The sequence below is a fragment of the Methanofervidicoccus sp. A16 genome, from assembly GCF_003351865.1.
Classification (GTDB): Archaea; AGJL01; Methanococci; order Methanococcales; family Methanococcaceae; genus Methanofervidicoccus.
Window position 1 is genome coordinate 115,948 of the sequence record NZ_CP022242.1, and the last position, 19,392, is coordinate 135,339.

Sequence of the window (19,392 nt, forward strand, 5' to 3'; positions counted from 1 at the left end):
CTTGAATAGTCAAGATTATTAAAGAATTGAAGTGGGTCTTTCCTAATTTATATTGAACTTTATGATTATTAATGTTAATAATAATAGAAATCCCATATCCATTAATTTTTTTATCATTTTTTTGTTACCGTTTTTAAATAAATTTTATTTGTTATAATTTTAATTTTTTAATATTATTATTTTGTTGATAAAATTGAGATATGGATATTAATATTACAACCCTACTTCCCATCAAAAGAATAGTTTAAAGAATAATAAGAATAATTATAAAAATAAAAAACAGAAAACTTCTATTTATCTCAAATACAGAAATTTTAACAAAGAAGATTGGAGGGGAATGATCCTCTGAATACCTTTCTAATACAGGAATTCAGAGTAAGATCTCCTATCTTACCTAGTGATTAGAAAGACCCTAGAATGTTTAAATAGTTTTTATATGATTTTATACTGATTATTTTAATCATGTTTTTATTTAACAATTATCATTTTCATTGTTCTTTTAATCACTACTTGGTGGGAACTAAGGTAATATTACAATATAAAAATTGGAATGCTATAAAAACACTTATAGAAATTTAGAGAATATCTCTCTGTTAGTAAGAATCTCTATCCAAATAATTTTACAATAAGGACCATAGTGTGCAAAATATCTAAAAAATAAGAGTAAATTTACTCTTTTTATCGACATAAACACTCTTAATAACAATTAGGTGATATCATCAAAATAGGTATACTGTGCTGTAGAAAATCCCTTGAGAATACACTTATTTACAACTGTCTATCAAGGAAATATCCTACTACCTTCATAAACCCTAAGAAGTTAAATTTAGACGTTGATCTAATACTGTCAAGGGTTGAGAGAGATTATTTAAGGGAGGGCTTAAAAGCGTTGAAATATATCGAGGAGAATAAAGATATAGAAGTGATAAATCCTAGGAGATCTATTGAGGTATGCCAGAACAAGTACTTTACCTACAGAGTTCTAAGGGAATACATGCCAGTATCTATCTTGATATCCCCAGATAACTTCCAGGATGTGGGCTATCTCATGGAGGATGTAGGTTTGGAATTCCCTGTAGTGGTAAAACCATCTTATGGAGGATACGGTGATGGAGTTTTAAAGGTGGAGAAGAAGGAGGATCTAAAGGATCTTTTAAGTAGACACTATAGGAAGAACTCTAACAACCTTATTATTCAGGAGTATATCCCCTATAAGCATGATATAAGGGCTTTCGTTATTGGCAACAGGATAGTATGTGCCATGGAGAGAATCCCTAAAAATGACTGGAGGGCAAACTGCTCCCTTGGAGCGGAGACTAGGAGATTTTATTTAGAGAGTGATGTTGAAGATCTCGTTTTAAAGTGTGTTAAAAGAGTAGGCGCCCATATAGTGGGAGTAGATGTGTTGATAGATAGAGAGAACAATCCCTATATACTGGAGATGAATATAACCCCTCAGTTTAGAAATATTATGAAGTATTCCGATATTCCCTTAGAGATACTCAAGTTTATAGAGAGATTCTATAAATAATGAAAATTAAAAAAATAAAATAAAAAAAGAAGTAAAAACCTAGAAAGTAAAGTTTAAACAGAAATTCCTATATCTCTCCTTCGTGCTAAGTATAAACCAGAAGGTAATTGTCTATATTTGGCTCTTATTTGCAAGTATTTAACAATTTAAAAATTTTTAATTTTTTAACTTAATTAATTTTCAATATTATTATCAATCCTACTTCCCATCAAAATGATAATTTAGAGAATAATAAAAATAAAAATTATTACCCCAATTCCCATCAGGATTGTGATTAGAAGAATAAATAATAAAAATGATTATCATAATAAAAAAATAATAAAAGTTTCTAAGAGGATAAATAAAAAGGAATAAAATTCCAATAATGTAAAAAACAAAATATAATAACCTTTTGGACACTGAAAGAAACAGGTAGGATTACTTTTTAATTTTTTAGTTTTTATTCTTATTTCTTATTTTATTATTATTTTTGTATTATCAGTGGTGGGAACTAGGGTAAAAATTATTATAAAAATAATAAAGAAAATGTTTAAAATAAAAACTTCTATTATCCCAGATATAAAATTTTAAAAAAGAAGATTGGAGGAGAATAACCCTCTGAATACCTTCTAATACAGGGATTCAGAAATAAGATCTCCTATCTTATCTAAGTGTTCAGAAAGACCCTAAGGATATTTAATATTTTTATATTGAACCTTACTCCCATCAAAAAAATTCTAATAAGAATAATAATTATAATAATAAAAATAATAAAAAGAAGGTATTAAAATCAAAATAAGAGATAATCTTTCTAGGACGCTCTAAGATACCAAATGGAATTGGAGTAGATCCTTCCTAACAGATCGCTATTATTAATTTTTATTATTATAAGTATTATATTTCAATATTTTTCCTAGTCTTTTATATTATTTTTATTATTTAAATTATTGCTTAGAATGGGAATAAGGTTATTTACTTTTTATCTCTATCCCTTCAGAATTATTATATTGTTATTACTCTTAAGATTTTTATTATTCTTATTTTTATGATATTTTTATTATTCTTCTAATCACAGTCTTGATGGAAACTAGGGTATTATCATTATTAACTATATTTATTGAAATCTCTATACTCTCTTAAAAATATCCAGAAAACCATTAACTCCATTAAACTACGTCCCAATAACTATAGGCTCTGAGAGATCCTTAATAAGTCTTATAACTGAATAGGCTGCCAATGCTGAGGTTTTAGGGTTCTCTTTACATGGTATGTTTTCAACAACTGTTCTTATGGTGCCTGTGGAACCTCTAACTATCACTTCATGTCTATTTACGGAGATCCCTGGATCTGCCACTATCTTAACCTTTGTAGGGTAGTTAGATGCCAGGTAAAGTACCAGAGAGACGTTTATATTCTGAGGGAATCTCTCTATAGCCTCTAAGAAACTACCTTCAAAGACTGTAGTTGGTTCTGAAATAGTATCTACGTCGATCCCCTGTTTCTCTAAGGAATCCCTTAATCCCTCTACAGGTTTTACTGTTGTCAACGTTACCTCGTATATCTCTCCTAAGGAGGCTGCCTTAATTCCATCTATTCCTGCAACGGCTCCTGAAGGTATGTATATCCTCCTGTTGTGCCTCTTTGCAAGGTTGTACAGTCTTTTATAGAGGTTAGGATCTTTAAAGGCACCGACACTCATCACTATTACATCCTTTCCATTTTCTATAGCCTTTGTTGCAACATCCTCTACCGCTCGGATCGAAGCACACTCTATAACTATATCTAAGTCCTTACGTACTAACTCCTCTATAGAGTGGCACACCTGGGCTCCTACCAACCTTCCAAGTTTCTCCGCCTTGTGAAGGTGTCTGTCGTAGAGGGCTACAACCTTAGGGTTTATAATACCCATTAGTACCGCATTAACTATTATAGTAGCGATGGCTCCACAACCAACCAGTCCTATTCTCAGCATCTATACCCCAAAAATCATTTTTTATAATATTTTTTTTTAATTTTTATTATTATGATTATTATTTTTATTGTTCTTCCATATCCTTCAGAAGGGTTATAAATCCTTTAGTATTTACAGAGAAATTATTTTCATTTTTATCTAAGTACATCTCAATAGTCCTTTTTTGACGGTATATCTTATTATCTATATTATCATCTGCCCAAATAAAATTATTGAAATATACACATCTATCACACAGTAACTAACTGTTCATAGTTCTAACCTTTCTCTTCCATTTTTCTTCTTGATAAAGGATATCAATTCATCTACGTTTTTCTTTCTGATTAGATCCTTGAGGTGTTCCCGCTCCTCATCTCTTAAGTTTAGCCAGGGGAATGTCTGAATCAGTCCTTTAACCTGTAGCAATCCAAGGTACTTCCTAGTGTATTCACTGCTGGAGTATTTGTAAGTGGTCATAAATTCACTATCTGTTTTCTCTCTAAAGTACTCCAAGATCAGATTAAAGTAATCCATCAATATAACCTGTTCCTCTGTTGAAATCTCCGGTTCTATAAATAGATGAATGGGATGAGTCCTGTATTTAGCTTTAGTCACTAAAATACCGTCTACTCCAAAAACCTCTCTAATTTTATAAAGTCCTGCCCTTCCATCTGGACTTCCAGTATCTAGGGTTCTTACAAATAAAATATTTGATTTAATTTTCCTATACAGTTTTTCATTTACGTATATCTTTATCCTCTTATACTCCTTACCGTTATAGGCGTTGGCGTCTATAACTTCGATTTCAAGATCACCTTTATTTTTCTCCACCTCCTCAACAGTTAGATAGTATTTTACCTTCAAAGGTTTATCTGCCCTATACGTACTTATAAATTCCTCAAAATCGTTTCCAGCCCTGTAGTGATTTTTGGGATCTAGTGTATATTTTCGTTTTTGGATATCTTTACCGATTTTAATACCTTCAAATGAAAAAACCTCATATTTTGGTACCTCCTTTCTTTCAAAAAAGCAGATAATAACATTTGTACCTGTATGTTCAAATATCTCTTTTTCAAAGATAATGGCTTTTCTAATGGTATAATACTTTAAAAAATCTGTTCTTATCCTGTTTGATACAGAAAAACCAAATAAAAAATTTGATGGAATAATATAGATCATTTTTTCAATGCCATGGCGCAAGTCGTTTATCAATGCAAGTTGGTATAAATCCTGATACTTTTCATTCTCCCCTTTAAAGTATTCCAAGTATTTCTGAGTTTCCCTGTGCTTAACTATATAGCCTATATATAGATATGGTGGATTTGTTATGTGATAAACAGGTAATTCTAAGTTAAGTAAAAATCTAGGATAACCTTTAATGGTATCTCTTTGTTGGATATTCTCCTTAGCAACCTCTTCTGGAATTCCGTATTTAATAGCGTTTTGAATAGCCTGTTCTACTAATTCTTTTTGAATATCAAAGAGAAAAATATGGTTTTTAAAAAAATCTACCCTCTCCTCCTCTGGGATATACTCCAATATCGGGAGTATGAGATTACCTTTTCCTGCAAAGAGATCAACCCAGATGTATCTATGTAATTTATCTTTTATTTCAGGTAGAATAAACTCCTTAAATATCTCAATAGGGGTCAGATGCTCTCCATAAATCCTTCTTTTATTATTTAAAGTCTTATGAATTTTTATATTGGTATCTATTGTATCCATATTTAAACCACCTAATACTCTAAAATAGTCGGTATTCCATATAATTATCCACTTCTAAAAAAAAATAATAATTTTATTAAAAAAATTATAATAATTATTATAAAAATAAAAAAGTTATTTACTTGGTAATTTCACTAGAACTATATTTCCTATAGACTCTACAACTCTATAGGGTATAACTACCTTTTTAGTGGGATCGTCTATTTTATCCTTCAAACACCCCCTATAAACATCACTTACAACTATACCACTTACTACAGCCTTCTCAGTATCTATCATGGCGTCGTAAACCTCTCCAACGTAATAACCTTTTGTAGTGTAGATCTTTTTATTGAGGATTTCACTAACTTTAATTGCCATAGGAATCCCCCTAATTTTTAATACCTGTCAGACAGTGCTGGTATCTTCATCTCTTTGATCAGTGGGGGTAACTCTCATCATCCAGGTTTAGAACCTGTTAATTGGATAGTTTGGAGCCTCGTTGGTTATAAGTATATCGTGAGGATGACTCTCCCTCTGGCCACTCTGTGTTATTATAACAAATCTTCCCTTTTCCTTCAACTCCTTTATGTTCCTTGCCCCACAGTACCCCATGGATGACTTCAAACCCCCTACAAGTTGGAATATAATTTCACTTACAGGTCCCTTGTAAGGTACTGCTCCCTCAACACCCTCTGGCACCATCTTTACATGTTTCATATGACTCTTACTCTGGAAGTATCGATCTGCCCCTGCACCTACCCCTCCTACCATAGCACCTAAGGATCCCATACCCCTGTACTGTTTGTACTTTCTACCGTTTATAGTTATCAACTGTCCAGGTGCCTCCTCTGCTCCAGCGAGTAAACTCCCTAACATTACAGCATCTGCCCCAGCGGCGATTGCCTTGGCTATATCTCCACTGTACTTTATACCTCCATCTGCAATTACTGGCACCTGGTAGTCCTTTGCAACATCTGCAACCTCTGCAATTGCAGTTAACTGTGGAACCCCTACACCTGCCACTATCCTTGTAGTACATATACTTCCAGGTCCTATACCTACCTTGAGAACATCTGCTCCAGCATCTATTAGATCCTTTGCAGCCTCCTTAGTTGCAATATTTCCAACGATCAGCACTGTGCCTTTATCCTTTTTCTCTATCAGTTTTTTAATTTTACTTACTGCCTCTACCACCCTCATATTATGGGCATGGGCACAGTCTATGGTTATGGCGTCTACCTCGGCATCTATAAGGGCCTCTGCCCTCTCTAGATCGTGAGGTCCACAGGCTGCAGATACCAACAGTCTCCCATCCTTATCCCTGGCAGCCTGTGGATACTGTTTCCTCTTTAGGATATCCCTTAGGGTTATCATTCCTATTATTCTCCTATTTTCATCTACTATAGGTAGTCGCTCTATCCTGTTCTCATACATGATGCTCATTGCTTCATCATGTGTAATATTCTCATGACTGTAGACGACGTCTTTAGTCATTACCTCCTTAACTGGGATGTTGTCCTCCTGTATGTATTTAATATCCCTTGCAGTAATTATTCCTACCAATCTGTTGTTTTCATCTACTACAGGTAGCCCTCCAATAGAGTACAACTCCATTATTCTCTTAGCATCTCCTACGTTGCTATTTTGGGGTATGGTAATAACATCCCTAATAATAATGTCTTCAGCCTTTTTAACTGATATTACCTGGCTTACCTGATCCTTTATAGACATGTTTCTGTGGATTACACCGAGACCTCCTCTTCTCGCCAAGGCAATAGCCATCTCCTTCTCAGTCACAGTGTCCATTGCAGCAGAAACTATAGGTATGTTCAACTTTAAACCTGCAAGATCTGTAGATGTATCTGTATCTCCAGGTTCTACGTATGAAGCATTAGGTATAAGCAAAACATCGTCAAAAGTATAGGCTGTTTTCGCCTCGTATATCTTCTCTAAGAACAAGATCTCACCTATGTCCTTTTTGGTTATATTATGGTAATTGATATATATACTTTGTTTTTGGATGGGGATAATAATAGTATCATTTTAGGGGTTAAAAATTATTCATATTATAGGATTAAAAAAGTCAATCTTAATGATTTATATACTATATATACTTCAATGTAATAAGTGGTGATTATTATTATCACAAAATAAAAAAATATATATAGATGATATGAGAAGAGTGGTGTAGTTCAATTTACAAATATTAAAATATCTTATAATATAAATTTATCGAAATAACTACTTATCGTGAAAATATGAAACCGATAACTAATAATAAGATAAAATACCTTGTAGACAATGACATACCTGTTCAACAGTACTTCTGTAGTTTATTATTAAGTGCCTTAGCAGAACTTATTGAAGATTCACAACTATTTGTAGACTCTATAATAGAATCTATAGGACCTAATTTATACACTATTCTAAAGGAAAGAGGATTAATTAAAGAAAATTACTCAGATTTTGGGGATCTTATCAAGGATGTAAATAGGGCTATGAATATATGTGAAGGGGTAAGTACTACCTCTGAGAAGGATCTATTGATTGTTCATCTTTGTAGAAAAGGTGCTCACTGTAAATACTGTCCAGTGGATATTGGTGGGGCAGAACTAATCTCTACAGGGTGTCCATTTCCAGTTTTATTCGAAGTTATGGGAAAGGAAGCAGGATTTAAATATAAAGCTGTAAAAGTTAAAAAAGAGGAGTACGCCTGTAAGATATATTACAAAACAATTGAAAAGAATGAAAAAGGTGTTAATCCTACAGGATACAAATAAAATTTATTCGTTTAATTTTAATATGGCCTCTGCTATATCTCCATTACACTCCTTAAGTGCCCTGAGGGCTTCATCCCTTGAGACGTTGCACTGGCTCATAACCAGTTGAATATCTTCTTCAGTTATCTCTAATTTTACTTCTTCATTCTCTATATTTTCCTCTTTTTTTATCTTTTTAGCCTTTCCAGAGATGGTGTATGTCTTGTTTCCAAACATATCCATTACTTGAACCTTAGGTTTTTCAAAGACTAAGATCTTATCCTCCAACTCTATAGTTACCTTCAAAGCCCTTAGTTCTTCTGTCTCCATTCCCATCTCTTTCATCATCTTCTCCATCTGTTTCAACATTCTTGGACTCATTCTTCCAGGAAACATAGTTTTCACCTTATTTTTTAGTACATTATTGTGTTAGTTGATAAATATGATTAAGTATAATATAAATTAATTTAGGATAGTAAAAAATAACTATTATACAGTTAACTATAAAAATAGATAAGTATCTCTTATAAATGTTCATGAACACCTGATAAAAAGTGAATGGTCTTTTCTAACTCTTGGATTCTATTTTTTATACCATAGAGCTGTGATAAAAACCAAAATTAAAAATAGATACATATTAATCCTAATTTTATTTTTAACAACTTCTTTTAATTTTTTAATTCTTATTTTATTTTTTATGAAATTTTTTGGTGAGAACTAGATTAAAAATATATCATTATAATGGATAACGAAATCCTTATGGGACAAAATTAAAATTTCTGTTATTAATTTCTATAGCCTACTTGAGATACTGAAAAGAAAAGAATGATTTCTGCCAAATATCCTCCAATATCTTTCATAATTATAGAGTTTTTAATAATAAGGGGATTTCATCCTTTTTAAGTATTTAGAATTGTTATTTTTTGTTTTCATTAATTTTTTTATTTAAAATATTTTAATAGTCGTTATTTTAGTATCATTCTTTTGTTTATAACCATAATATAAAAATAAACTAAAAAATAATTCTGATAATCATTTTAAAATTTATATTCTCGATGTAGGATTGAGTTTTTTATTTTAAAAACAATTTTTTTAATATTTTTATTTATCATATTGCATTAGTATATTTTTATATTTTGATTAAGAGATTAGGATATCCTCTCCATTATATTTTTTATTATCATAACTCTAAGTTATTTACTTTAACAGAAACAAAAGTATTGCTATAATTCAATTTTGGTGAATATGTATGCCTATTAAAGAGGGCGATATAGTAAAAGGGCTTTTCTGGGATGAACCTTTTAAGGTGGTGAAAATAAGTGGAAAAGGAAGAGGTGTTTATATAGTAGGATATAAGATCCATTCAAGAATATGGAAAGAATTATTTTTAACAGCAGATGATTTGGAAAAAATTGAAAGGATGAGTACTTCCACATTTATAGAGGATCCTGAGAATATTCGTCTATTTATGGAGGCTATCAAGATAAGATATGGATACCTCTTTAACCCACTGCTTGCGGTATGTGTCTCTAACATAGATCCTCTGCCCCATCAGATAGAGGCTGTTTATAAGTATATTCTTAGAGAGCCTCGTATAAGAACACTTCTGGCAGATGATGCAGGTGCGGGAAAAACTATAATGGCTGGTCTTGTTATAAAGGAGTTAAAAATGAGAGGGATGGTAGAGAGAATATTGGTGGTTGCACCGGGACATTTAAAGGAGCAGTGGAGGAGGGAGTTGTGGGAAAAGTTTTACGAATCCTTTAAGGTTATTGATAGAGGGGATTTTAGGGAGGAGGATGGAGACAACCCATGGGAGAGGTACAACCAGGTGATAACCTCTATAGACTTTGCAAAGCAGGAGGATATTCTTAAGAGTTTGGAGGAGGTGTCCTGGGATCTCGTTGTGGTGGATGAGGCCCATAAGATGGCTGCATATATATACGGTAAAAGGCGGAAGGAGACGGACCGTTATAAACTTGGGAAGGTTTTATCCAAGACCTCTGATCATCTCTTATTTTTAACTGCAACACCTCATAAAGGAGATCCTGAAAACTTTAAGTTACTTATGGATCTATTAATGCCTGGATTCTTTCCAGATTATGAGAGTTTGGAGAATTTCCTGAAAAATAGAGATAGTGCCCTATTTATAAGGAGGTTGAAGGAAGATTTAAGAGACTGTGATGGGAGGCCTCTATTTACAAAGAGATATCCTATAACTGTAAAGTTCAATCTTTCAGATAAGGAGTTGGAACTTTATTACAAGGTTACTCAGTACGTGCTAAAGATATACAACAAGATAGGAGTAGAATATCCTAGGAGGGGGAACATAGCCTTTGCCCTTACGATCCTCCAGAGGAGAATGGCATCAAGTACCTATGCTTTATTACAATCCCTTAGGAGGAGAAGGAAGAGGTTGGAGGAGTTGTTAAAGGAGGGATCAACTTATAGGCATGCATGGGATGTAGATGTGGATTTTGAGGATGATATCGATGATGAAGAGAGGTGGAGAAGGGAAGAAAAATGGGAAGTTCTAACTGTGGCGGAAAATATAGAGGAGTTAAAAGAAGAGATAAAGACACTAGAAAAACTTATTGAACTATGTGAGGAGATCTTAGAAGAAGAGGAGGAGGTAAAACTTAAGGAACTTAAAAAGACTATTGGTAGAATATTTAGGGGCCTAGATGGAAAGAATACTAATTCCAAGATTCTCATATTCACAGAGTCAAAGGATACCTTGGATTATCTTGTAGAGAAGTTGAAGGGATGGGGTTATAAGGTTACTTGTATTCACGGTGGAATGAAAATGATGGAGAGAATTGAAAGGATGAGGGAGTTTCAGGAGAAGAGTGAGATAATGGTTGCCACTGAGGCTGCTGGAGAGGGTATTAACTTACAGTTCTGTAATGTAATGATAAACTACGACATTCCCTGGAACCCCAACAGGCTTGAACAGAGGATGGGGAGGATACATAGGTATGGACAACGTAGAGATGTGTATATATTCAACTTTGTTGCAGGAAATACTCAGGAGGGGAAGGTGCTTATAAGACTATTGGAGAAACTTAAGGAGATCAGGGATATACTTGGGCGAGATAGAGTATTTGATGTTATAGGAGAGATACTGGCACATGAGAAGATAGATCTACCTGAACTTATCCTTAAGGCTGTACTTGAGGGAAGGAGTGTAGAGGAGGAGATTGAGAGGTTAAAGTGCAGTGAGGGGGTAAAGAGGGTGGTAAGTGGTGACATAGTTAACAAACCTACAGATATTCATGAGATTAAAGAGATGATGGAGAAGGCTAGGAAGAGATTGGATGTGGAAGATATAGAGAGGTTTTTTAAAAGAGCCTTTGAGAAAGCAGGAGGTAGGCTCACTGAGGATGGGGGTATTATAGTCATAAATAATAGTATATTTGGAAAAATACCTGAGAAGATAAGGAAGATCGGGGAGAGTGAGGAGTTTAAGAAGAAGTTTGGTAAGTTGAAAGAGGATTATCCAAAGATAACATTTAGGAGGGGTATTGCAGTAGATAAAAATGTAGAGTTTATAACCTTTGGACACCCTCTCTTTGAGGCTGTACTTGAATGGACATTGAGAGAATTTAAGAAGGGAGCGGGGGAAGGAGGAGTATTTAGAGATCCCTCTGGGAGATTGAATGGATATATTGGGTTCTATATAGGGGAGATAGAGAATGGTAAGGGAAAGGTTGTAGGTAGGAAGGTCTTTGGAATATATATACCTAAGGAAGGTGGAGGGTTTGAGGAAGTGGATTTTGATGTATTTCAGCGTCTTCTTCCAGTAGGGGCTAGTAGTAGTCTAAAATTTAGAAGTTATTACGAAGAGAGGTTACTATCTAGTGCTATAGATGTGATGGTTAGATTCAGGGAGGATATTCTTGAGGAGAGGAAAAAGGTTGTAGAGATAAAAGAGAAGGGCTGGGAACATTTTCAAAATGAATATACAGGTTTAGATGGGAATGATAAATGGGAGAAATATATAGAGTCCTGGAAGAAACTTAATGAGGAGACAGAGAAAGAGTTGAACCTTTCGATATCTAAACTAGAGGTTTTAACTGTTATCAGAGTGGTGCCTTACGAAGATATAGAGGATGATGATGAGGAGGTGTTAGAAGAAGATATGTCAGAGAATAGAGAGATCGAGGAGATAGGGATGAAGATTGCTATAGAATTTGAGAGGTTCGAGGGGCGAAAACCTGAAGATGTTTCACGGGATAATTTAGGTTACGATATACGTTCAGTAGGTAAAGATGGGGAAGTTCGATATATAGAGGTCAAAGGAAGAGTAGGAGAGGGAGATGTTGCTCTAACTTATAATGAATGGCTTAAGGCTAAGGAGTTGGGAGATAGGTACTATCTCTATGTTGTAAGTAATGCCCCGACAGATCCAACATTGTATATAATAAGGGATCCTGCCAAGAAGATAGAACCTGTGAAAAAGGTTGAAATCAGTACTAAGATGATAGTACCTGCAGAGGAATGGAAGAAAAAGAAAGAGAAAGTATGGAAGAAAAATTTGATATTAAAATAATAAAAATAATTAAAATATTATTTAATTTTAAAGTGATACTATGGAAGATAAAAGATATATCGAGAAAACATTTCCCATAAGGGAGGTAGGGGAGATCTCTGCAAAGGAGAAGAACATCAGGCACGGCCATATATCTACACTTCATATATGGTGGGCTAGGAGACCTCTGGCAGTCTCCAGAGCTGTAAATTACGCCTCTTTAATTCCTGCTCCAGAGGATCTCTTGGAGGAGGAAAAGAGGAGGCAGTTTATTATAGACCTGGCTAAATGGGAGAATTCGCTCAACATGACTTATATTGACAAGGGGAGGAGGGATATTCTCTCTGCAAATGACGGGGTGCCTCCAAAGGTATTGGATCCCTTTGGAGGTGGAGGTGCTATACCTTTAGAGGCTTTAAGGCTAGGCTGTGAGGTTCATACCTTAGACTACAACCCAGTTGCAACATTGATATTGAAGTGTACTCTTGAGTATCCCCAGAAGTACGGGAGTAAGGTGGATAAGGAGGAGTTTGTAGATAGAAGTGTAAGTCCTCTGGTTAGGGATGTAGAAAAATGGGGTAATTGGGTTTTAGAGGAATCTAAGAAGGAGATAGGTAAGTTCTACCCTCCAGATGAGGACGGCTATATCCCTGTAGGGTATATTTGGGCTAGGATATTACCCTGTCAGAATCCCCTCTGTGAGGCGGAGATACCACTGATGAGACAGTTCTGGCTGGCGAAGAAGAGTAATAAGAAGGTGGCACTGTATCCCTATGTAGAGGATGGGGAGGTTAAGTTCAGGATTGTTGGAGATGGGTACGAGGAGTGGCCCGAAGGTTTCGATCCCTCCAAGGGGACAGTTTCAAGGGCTATAGTGACCTGTCCAGTGTGTGGTTATACCATAGATGGAAATACTACTAGGAGGTTGTTCCAGGAGGGGAAGGCTAGGGAGAGGTTAGTTGCAGTGGTTTTGCATAAACCTGGGAGGAGTGGGAAGAGGTACAGGATAGGGACGGAGAGGGATATTGAGGTGTTCAGGGAGGCTAAGAGGTACTTAGAGGAGAAGAGGGAGAGGTTGATGGAGAAGTGGTGGATGGATCCTGTGCCTGATGAGGAGATGAATCAGGAGGATCCTAATACAGTTGCAGGGAGAGGGTATGGGTTTAAGAGATGGGGGGATCTCTTCAATTCTAGGCAGAAGTTGGCACTGATAACATTTACAGAGAAGGTTAGACTGGCTTATGAGAAGATGATTGAGGAGGGTTATGAGAAAGAGTATGCTAAGGCGGTGGCGAGTTATTTGGCGTTGGGAGTGAGTAGGTTAGCCGACTATAACTCTTCTTTAACTGTTTGGGCTGTTGCAGGGGAGTTTATAGCCCATACCTTTGGAAGGCAGGCATTACCTATGGTATGGGATTATTTTGAACTAAACCCATGGAGTGAATCTACTGGAGATTGGAATTCATCAATAGATTGGATTATTAAAGTCCTATCCCACCTAACCCAAATCCCCCCAGTAAAACGCCAAAAAAAACCCATTATCCCAAAGATATCCCAAACATCAGCAACAGAGATACCCTATCCAGATAACTACTTCGATGCAGTAATTACAGATCCACCTTACTACAATAATATCAACTATGCTGAACTATCAGATTTCTTCTACGTTTGGCTAAAGAGGAGTGTAGGAGATCTCTATCCAGATCTATTTATAACACCATTAACACCAAAAACCAAAGAAATAGTTGTAAATCCTGTAAGGCATAAGGGAGAGAAAGAGGCAAAGAAATTCTTCGAGGAGATGCTCAAAAAAGCATTTAAAGAAATATCAAGAGTACTAAAACCCAACGGAATAGCAGTAATAGTATATACCCACAAATCCACAGAGGGCTGGGAGACTGTTATCAAATCACTCTTAGACTCGGATCTCCTCGTTACCATGTGCTGGCCCATAGATACAGAGATGAGAGCAAGACTTATAGCAAAGGACTCAGCAGCTTTAAGATCCTCCATCTACATCGTATGCAGAAAGATCGAAAGAAAAAACATCGGCTGGCTACAGGAAATAAAGAAAGAGTTAAGGGAACATATCCCTAAAAAACTAGATCGACTATGGAATGAAGGTGTCAGGGGGGCAGATTACTTCATCTCCGCAATAGGCTCTGGAATAGAGGTATTCGGAAAATATAAGGAGATCAGAGACTATGAAGGTAATAAGATAGACATATCCCAGATGCTAGAGATTCTCCGAGATATGGTTACAGACTATGCAGTAAGAAGAATACTCCACAACGGTATATCCCAGGAGTTGTCGCCCCTTACAAGGTTCTACATACTCTGGAGATGGAGTTATAGAGAGTCCAGGGTACACTACGATGACGCCAGAAAACTAGCCCAATCTGTAGGACTCTCCCTAGAAAGAGAGTGGAACAGAGGATTCATAAAGAGGGAGAAAGAGTACATTAGAGTTTTAGGACCTCAAGATAGAAAACTAAACGAAATAAAAGTAAGGGACCTTATAGACGAGATACACAAGGCTCTACTCCTCTGGAGACATAACAGAAAAGACGAACTCCTAGAACTCTTAGAAAACAGTAGATACCTAAGTAATGGGGTATTCTACCAGGTGGCACAGGCTATCTCCGAGACCCTCCCAATAGACAGTACAGAGAAAAGACTACTGGACGGATTCCTAAGTGGAATAGATAGGTTAATAAGAGAGGTAGAAGATATTAAAGAGCAGAAGAAACTAACTGATTACTAAAAGGTGTTTAATATGAAGGCATTCAATCAGATAGCCATACCCCATGAGGATATAAGGGAAGGAAGGCTAACGATGGATATCTTCGCTGCCGATCTCTGGCAGGTGGTAAAAGGTACGGCACCGAGGGACTACCAAGATCCAGATGTCTTCTTTAGAAAGACCCACATCACAAAGGGTTTAAAAAATATCTTAGAAGTTGCAGAATCGAGACTTAAGGGAAGGGGAGGGGATGCAGTTATCCAACTACATACGCCCTTTGGAGGGGGTAAGACCCATACATTAATTGCACTCTACCACAAGGCAAAAGAGTGGGGAGCCAATGTTGTAGTATTTGAAGGTACAAACTTCGATGCAAAGGAGACGAGGATATGGGAGGAGTTAGAGAGACAACTGACAGGGAAAGTTGAGATAACCAAGGGAAACACCTCCCCAGGGAAGGAGAAACTTATTAAAATCCTTTCAGAAAATGCACCGGTACTGATACTGATAGATGAACTCTTGGAGTATGTAACGAAGGCTGCAGGAGTAAGGGTTGGAGATTCAAATTTAGCCTCTCAGACATACGCCTTTATCCAGGAGTTAACTGAAGCAGTATCTGCCCTTGGAAACACTATGTTAGTTTTAACACTCCCATCAAGTAATTTAGAACAGTACGATGAATATGCAGAGATAGCACTTAACAGACTTCAGAGGATTGTAGGAAGGACCGAAAGAATATATACGCCAGTAAGTGATGATGACATCGTCCATGTAGTGATAAAGAGACTCTTTAGCAAAATCGACAGGGAGGAGGCTAAGAAAATTGTAGATGACTTTGTAGATTACATAGAAAATGAGGGAATCCTCTCCAAGGAGGAGGCTACCCACTATAGAGAGAAGTTCTTAGAGAGTTATCCCTTTAAACCAGAGGTAATAGAGATACTTTACAAGAGATGGGGATCTTTCCCAAGTTTCCAGAGGACAAGGGGCGTCCTAAGACTCCTATCCCTAGTTATCTACGATATGTTAGACAAAGGGGTACCATTTATAAGACTTGGAGACTTCGATCTAAGTAACGAGGAGATAAGGAGGGAGTTGATAAAACATATCGGCAACCAGTGGGACAGTATAATATACAGTGATATAACCTCCGAAGAATCTGGAGCGAAGAAGGTAGATAGAAATTTAGGGAGTGCCTATATCCCCTACAAACTTGGAACAGTTGTAGCCACCACTATATTTATGACCTCATTCTCTGGAAGGGGGGAGAGGGGAATAACGATGAAGGAGTTAAAACTCTACGCCTCCCTTCCAATATTCCCAACGAGTGTAATAGATACAGTACTTGCCAGCCTTAGGGAAAAACTCTTCTACCTATCAGATGAGGACCTCTACTTCTTAACACAGCCTAACCTAAACAAGATAATCCTGAACTTCGAGGACAACATATCTATGGAGGAGTTATACGAGGAGGAATTTAAACTGTTAGAAAATTACATCTCAGATAAACCTAAGTTTAAGGTATTTATACATCCAAAGTTTCCAAGGGAGATACCAGACGATACCAACCTAAAACTCCTTATAATGAAGAGTGGTAATGTAGAGAGGGAGTTCGTAGAGAAGTGTGGAGAAAATCCAAGGATATACAAGAACACCCTTATATTCTTATGTCCAGAGGAGGATTACAGAAGAAACTTCCAGAGGGCTATAAGGAGATATCTGGCTCTAAAGGGAATAAGAGAAAAGAAAATGGATGAACTGACACAATTACAGAGGGAAGAGGTAAAGAAGAAATTTAAAGATATCAAAAACCTCCTGTATTCGGAACTGAGATACTTCTACAGAAAGATACTCCTTCCAACTAGGGATGGGTTCAAGGTAGTAGATCTGGGACACCCCCATCCAGCCTCAAAACGTAAATTGGACAATGTAGTTTATGAGGAGTTGAAATCTGAAGGGGAGATCCTGGAGAAAATATCCCCTGTAATAATAAAGGATAACTATCTCAAGGATAGGGACTATTTAGAGATAAAAAAACTCTACGATTCATTTTTAAAGATCCCAGGAAATCCAAGGATAGCATCTAAGGAAGGTTTCATAGAATCCATAAAGAAAGGTGTAAAAGAGGGAATATTTGGATATGGGAAGTTAATAGATGGAGAGATAGAAGTTATCACAATTGGAGAAACCCCAGATGTCCAACTATCTGACGATGAGATAATAATAAAACCTGAACTATGTATAAAGGAGGAGAAAATAGAAGAGAAGAAGGGGGAAAAACTCCCAGAAAAACATTCGACAAAGGATGTAGAGAAAAGTATTCAAAAGGTAGAACATTCACCTACGGTAAAAGTAGAAGAGAAAGTAGAAGAAGATAAATATAGAAATATAACATTGAAACTTAAAATCCCACCTGAACCTGAAAAGATACTTATCATACCCCGTATAGTCAAATATCTAACAGGTAAATTTAAAAACTGTGAGATAGAGGTCACCATCAAGGCAAAGGATGGGGAAATAAGTAAAGCAGAATATGAAAATGCTATCGTAGAAGCACTTAAACAGTATAACATCCCGATTGATAAAAAATAAGAATAAACTATAACAAAAGTAAAAAATAATAAAAATAGAAAAAATTAAAGAATTAACAGAACTTTACCACACTTCTCTAATGTTCAAGATGTTGGAGAGGGATACAATAACGTTTACTTTTTAACTGTATTTATTTACTTAAGTTTAATAATTATTTTTTTATTTTGTTATATTAATAATTTTTAAAATAATTATTTTTAATTTTTTAATTTATGGTGATAAAATGGAATTAGAATACTGCCTGGAAAAACTTGAGAGTCTATCTATAGACGCCTACTGGGATATAAGGGTGATAAAAAGTAGATCCAACAACATCATACTGAAGGATGGAAGTATAGAAGAGATATCCTCAGGTACCACCTCTGGTGTTGCAGTTAGGGTGTTATACAAGAATGGATGGGGGTATGGAAGTTCCTACAGGACAGACTTTGAAGAGATTAAAACACTTTTAGAGCGAGCCTACAAGATGGCTAAACTCTCCAACGAGAACTCCAAGAAGACTGTAATACTTAAGGATGTGAAGGTTTATAGGGATCATGTGGAATCTGTAGGAAAGATAAACCCTAAGGATGTAGATATAGAGGAGAAGAAGGAGTATATTATAGAGGCTCATAAAAATATGTTAGATAAAGAGGGAAAGATAGTAAGTACCTCGGTACTTTACTCTGATGTCCTGGGAAACTCCCTATTTATAAGTAGTGAAGGTGCCTTAATAAGGAAGGAGGTTAGTAGGGTACTTATGAGGATAACTGCAGTTGCAAAGGATAACTCCAATATACAGTACGCCTCAGAACGTATTGGAGGTTACGGTTTCGAGGTTGTAAAGGAGGGTGATGTAGAGGAGTTATCCAAAAGTACCAGAGAGAGGGCTATAAGATTACTTAGGGCGAAACCTTGTCCTAAGGGAGAGTTTAAAGTAGTGTTAGATCCTGAACTTGCAGGAGTCTTTATCCACGAGGCTGTGGGCCATGCCTCAGAGGCCGACTTAGTACTACAGAACGACAGTGTATTCAAGGATAAGATAGGTGAGAGAGTCGGTAGTGATTACGTGACTGTCATAGACAACCCCCTTATAGAGAACGCCTTTGGATACTATAAATACGACAGTGAAGGTGTTAAAGGTAGGGAGACTGTTATAATAGAGGAAGGTATATTAAAAAGTTATCTCCATACCAGGGAGACTGCAGGGCGGTTGGATATGGAGGTGACAGGGAATGGGAGGGCAGAGGGCTTAAATAAACCCTTAGTTAGAATGAGTAATACATATATTAAACCGGGGGATTGGGACTTCCAGGAGTTGATAGAGGATACAAAAAACGGCATCTTCCTAAGGGGCTCCCGTGGAGGACAGGTAGATACAGGTAAAGGACTCTTCCAATTCAACGCAGTTGAGGCATTTTTAATTGAAAAGGGAGAACTTACAACACCATTAAGGGATGCAGGCCTCAGTGGAGAGATAATGGAGATACTTCACAACGTAGATGGTGTTACAGAGGAGTTTAAACTAAGTGTAGGATACTGTGGTAAAAATGGACAGAGTGTGCCAGTGGGAGATGGAGGAGGTAGTATAAGAACTAAAACGATAATCAGTTGAGGGAT

At 36.2% G+C, this 19,392-nt stretch carries 11 protein-coding genes; 6 read left to right on the forward strand and 5 right to left on the reverse strand.

Translation table 11 applies throughout. From position 1 onward, the window contains the following. Positions 1-766: 766 nt before the first annotated feature. Positions 767-1,531 carry a RimK family alpha-L-glutamate ligase gene (locus CFE53_RS00530; protein WP_256386815.1) on the forward strand — a complete coding sequence of 255 codons (765 nt, stop codon included), beginning with the start codon at positions 767-769 and terminating at the stop codon, positions 1,529-1,531. Between the two features lie 1,150 nt (positions 1,532-2,681). Here the strand turns inward: CFE53_RS00530 and CFE53_RS00535 are convergent. The 4 genes from CFE53_RS00535 to guaB all read right to left on the reverse strand — a co-directional run bounded on the left by CFE53_RS00535 (position 2,682) and on the right by guaB (position 7,127). Next, positions 2,682-3,482: an aspartate dehydrogenase gene (locus CFE53_RS00535; RefSeq protein ID WP_148119954.1), complete on the reverse strand. Its 801-nt coding sequence runs from the start codon at positions 3,480-3,482 to the stop codon at positions 2,682-2,684. 249 nt (positions 3,483-3,731) lie between these two features. Then, positions 3,732-5,186 carry an N-6 DNA methylase gene (locus CFE53_RS00540; protein ID WP_148119955.1) on the reverse strand — a complete coding sequence of 485 codons (1,455 nt, stop codon included), beginning with the start codon at positions 5,184-5,186 and terminating at the stop codon, positions 3,732-3,734. 114 nt (positions 5,187-5,300) lie between these two features. Next, entirely contained in the window at positions 5,301-5,546 is a 246-nt protein-coding gene (locus tag CFE53_RS00545) for a PRC-barrel domain-containing protein (protein ID WP_148119956.1), read from the reverse strand. 87 nt (positions 5,547-5,633) lie between these two features. Beyond that, a complete protein-coding gene (gene guaB / locus CFE53_RS00550; RefSeq protein ID WP_148119957.1) occupies positions 5,634-7,127 on the reverse strand; it encodes an IMP dehydrogenase in 1,494 nt (497 codons plus the stop codon). A gap of 299 nt (positions 7,128-7,426) precedes the next feature. On the opposite strand from guaB, the gene CFE53_RS00555 reads away from it, so the two are divergent. Beyond that, a complete protein-coding gene (locus CFE53_RS00555; RefSeq protein WP_148119958.1) occupies positions 7,427-7,948 on the forward strand; it encodes a hypothetical protein in 522 nt (173 codons plus the stop codon). A gap of 3 nt (positions 7,949-7,951) precedes the next feature. On the opposite strand, the gene CFE53_RS00560 is transcribed toward CFE53_RS00555, so the two are convergent. After that, positions 7,952-8,323: a nascent polypeptide-associated complex protein gene (locus CFE53_RS00560; RefSeq protein WP_148119959.1), complete on the reverse strand. Its 372-nt coding sequence runs from the start codon at positions 8,321-8,323 to the stop codon at positions 7,952-7,954. 853 nt (positions 8,324-9,176) lie between these two features. Between CFE53_RS00560 and CFE53_RS00565 the strand changes: the two genes are divergently transcribed. The 4 genes from CFE53_RS00565 (at position 9,177) to CFE53_RS00580 (ending at position 19,387) form a co-directional block, all read left to right on the forward strand. After that, positions 9,177-12,479, forward strand: a complete 3,303-nt coding sequence (locus tag CFE53_RS00565; protein WP_148119960.1) for a helicase-related protein — start codon at positions 9,177-9,179, stop codon at positions 12,477-12,479. A gap of 40 nt (positions 12,480-12,519) precedes the next feature. Next, a complete protein-coding gene (locus tag CFE53_RS00570; protein WP_148119961.1) occupies positions 12,520-15,222 on the forward strand; it encodes a DUF1156 domain-containing protein in 2,703 nt (900 codons plus the stop codon). 12 nt (positions 15,223-15,234) lie between these two features. Further along, complete coding sequence (locus CFE53_RS00575; RefSeq protein WP_148119962.1) at positions 15,235-17,793, forward strand: ATP-binding protein; 2,559 nt, start codon at positions 15,235-15,237, stop codon at positions 17,791-17,793. A gap of 223 nt (positions 17,794-18,016) precedes the next feature. Beyond that, positions 18,017-19,387, forward strand: a complete 1,371-nt coding sequence (locus tag CFE53_RS00580) for a TldD/PmbA family protein (RefSeq protein ID WP_148119963.1) — start codon at positions 18,017-18,019, stop codon at positions 19,385-19,387. Positions 19,388-19,392: the final 5 nt, after the last annotated feature.

Excerpts from the sequence above, each read along its gene's own strand:
- CFE53_RS00535 (WP_148119954.1), bottom strand. The coding sequence starts at position 3,482 with ATGCTGAGAATAGGACTGGTTGGTTGTGGAGCCATCGCTACTATAATA.
- CFE53_RS00565 (WP_148119960.1), top strand. The coding sequence starts at position 9,177 with ATGCCTATTAAAGAGGGCGATATAGTAAAAGGGCTTTTCTGGGATGAA.
- CFE53_RS00540 (WP_148119955.1), bottom strand. The coding sequence starts at position 5,186 with ATGGATACAATAGATACCAATATAAAAATTCATAAGACTTTAAATAAT.
- CFE53_RS00545 (WP_148119956.1), bottom strand. The coding sequence starts at position 5,546 with ATGGCAATTAAAGTTAGTGAAATCCTCAATAAAAAGATCTACACTACA.
- CFE53_RS00580 (WP_148119963.1), top strand. The coding sequence starts at position 18,017 with ATGGAATTAGAATACTGCCTGGAAAAACTTGAGAGTCTATCTATAGAC.
- CFE53_RS00555 (WP_148119958.1), top strand. The coding sequence starts at position 7,427 with ATGAAACCGATAACTAATAATAAGATAAAATACCTTGTAGACAATGAC.
- CFE53_RS00560 (WP_148119959.1), bottom strand. The coding sequence starts at position 8,323 with ATGTTTCCTGGAAGAATGAGTCCAAGAATGTTGAAACAGATGGAGAAG.
- CFE53_RS00570 (WP_148119961.1), top strand. The coding sequence starts at position 12,520 with ATGGAAGATAAAAGATATATCGAGAAAACATTTCCCATAAGGGAGGTA.
- CFE53_RS00575 (WP_148119962.1), top strand. The coding sequence starts at position 15,235 with ATGAAGGCATTCAATCAGATAGCCATACCCCATGAGGATATAAGGGAA.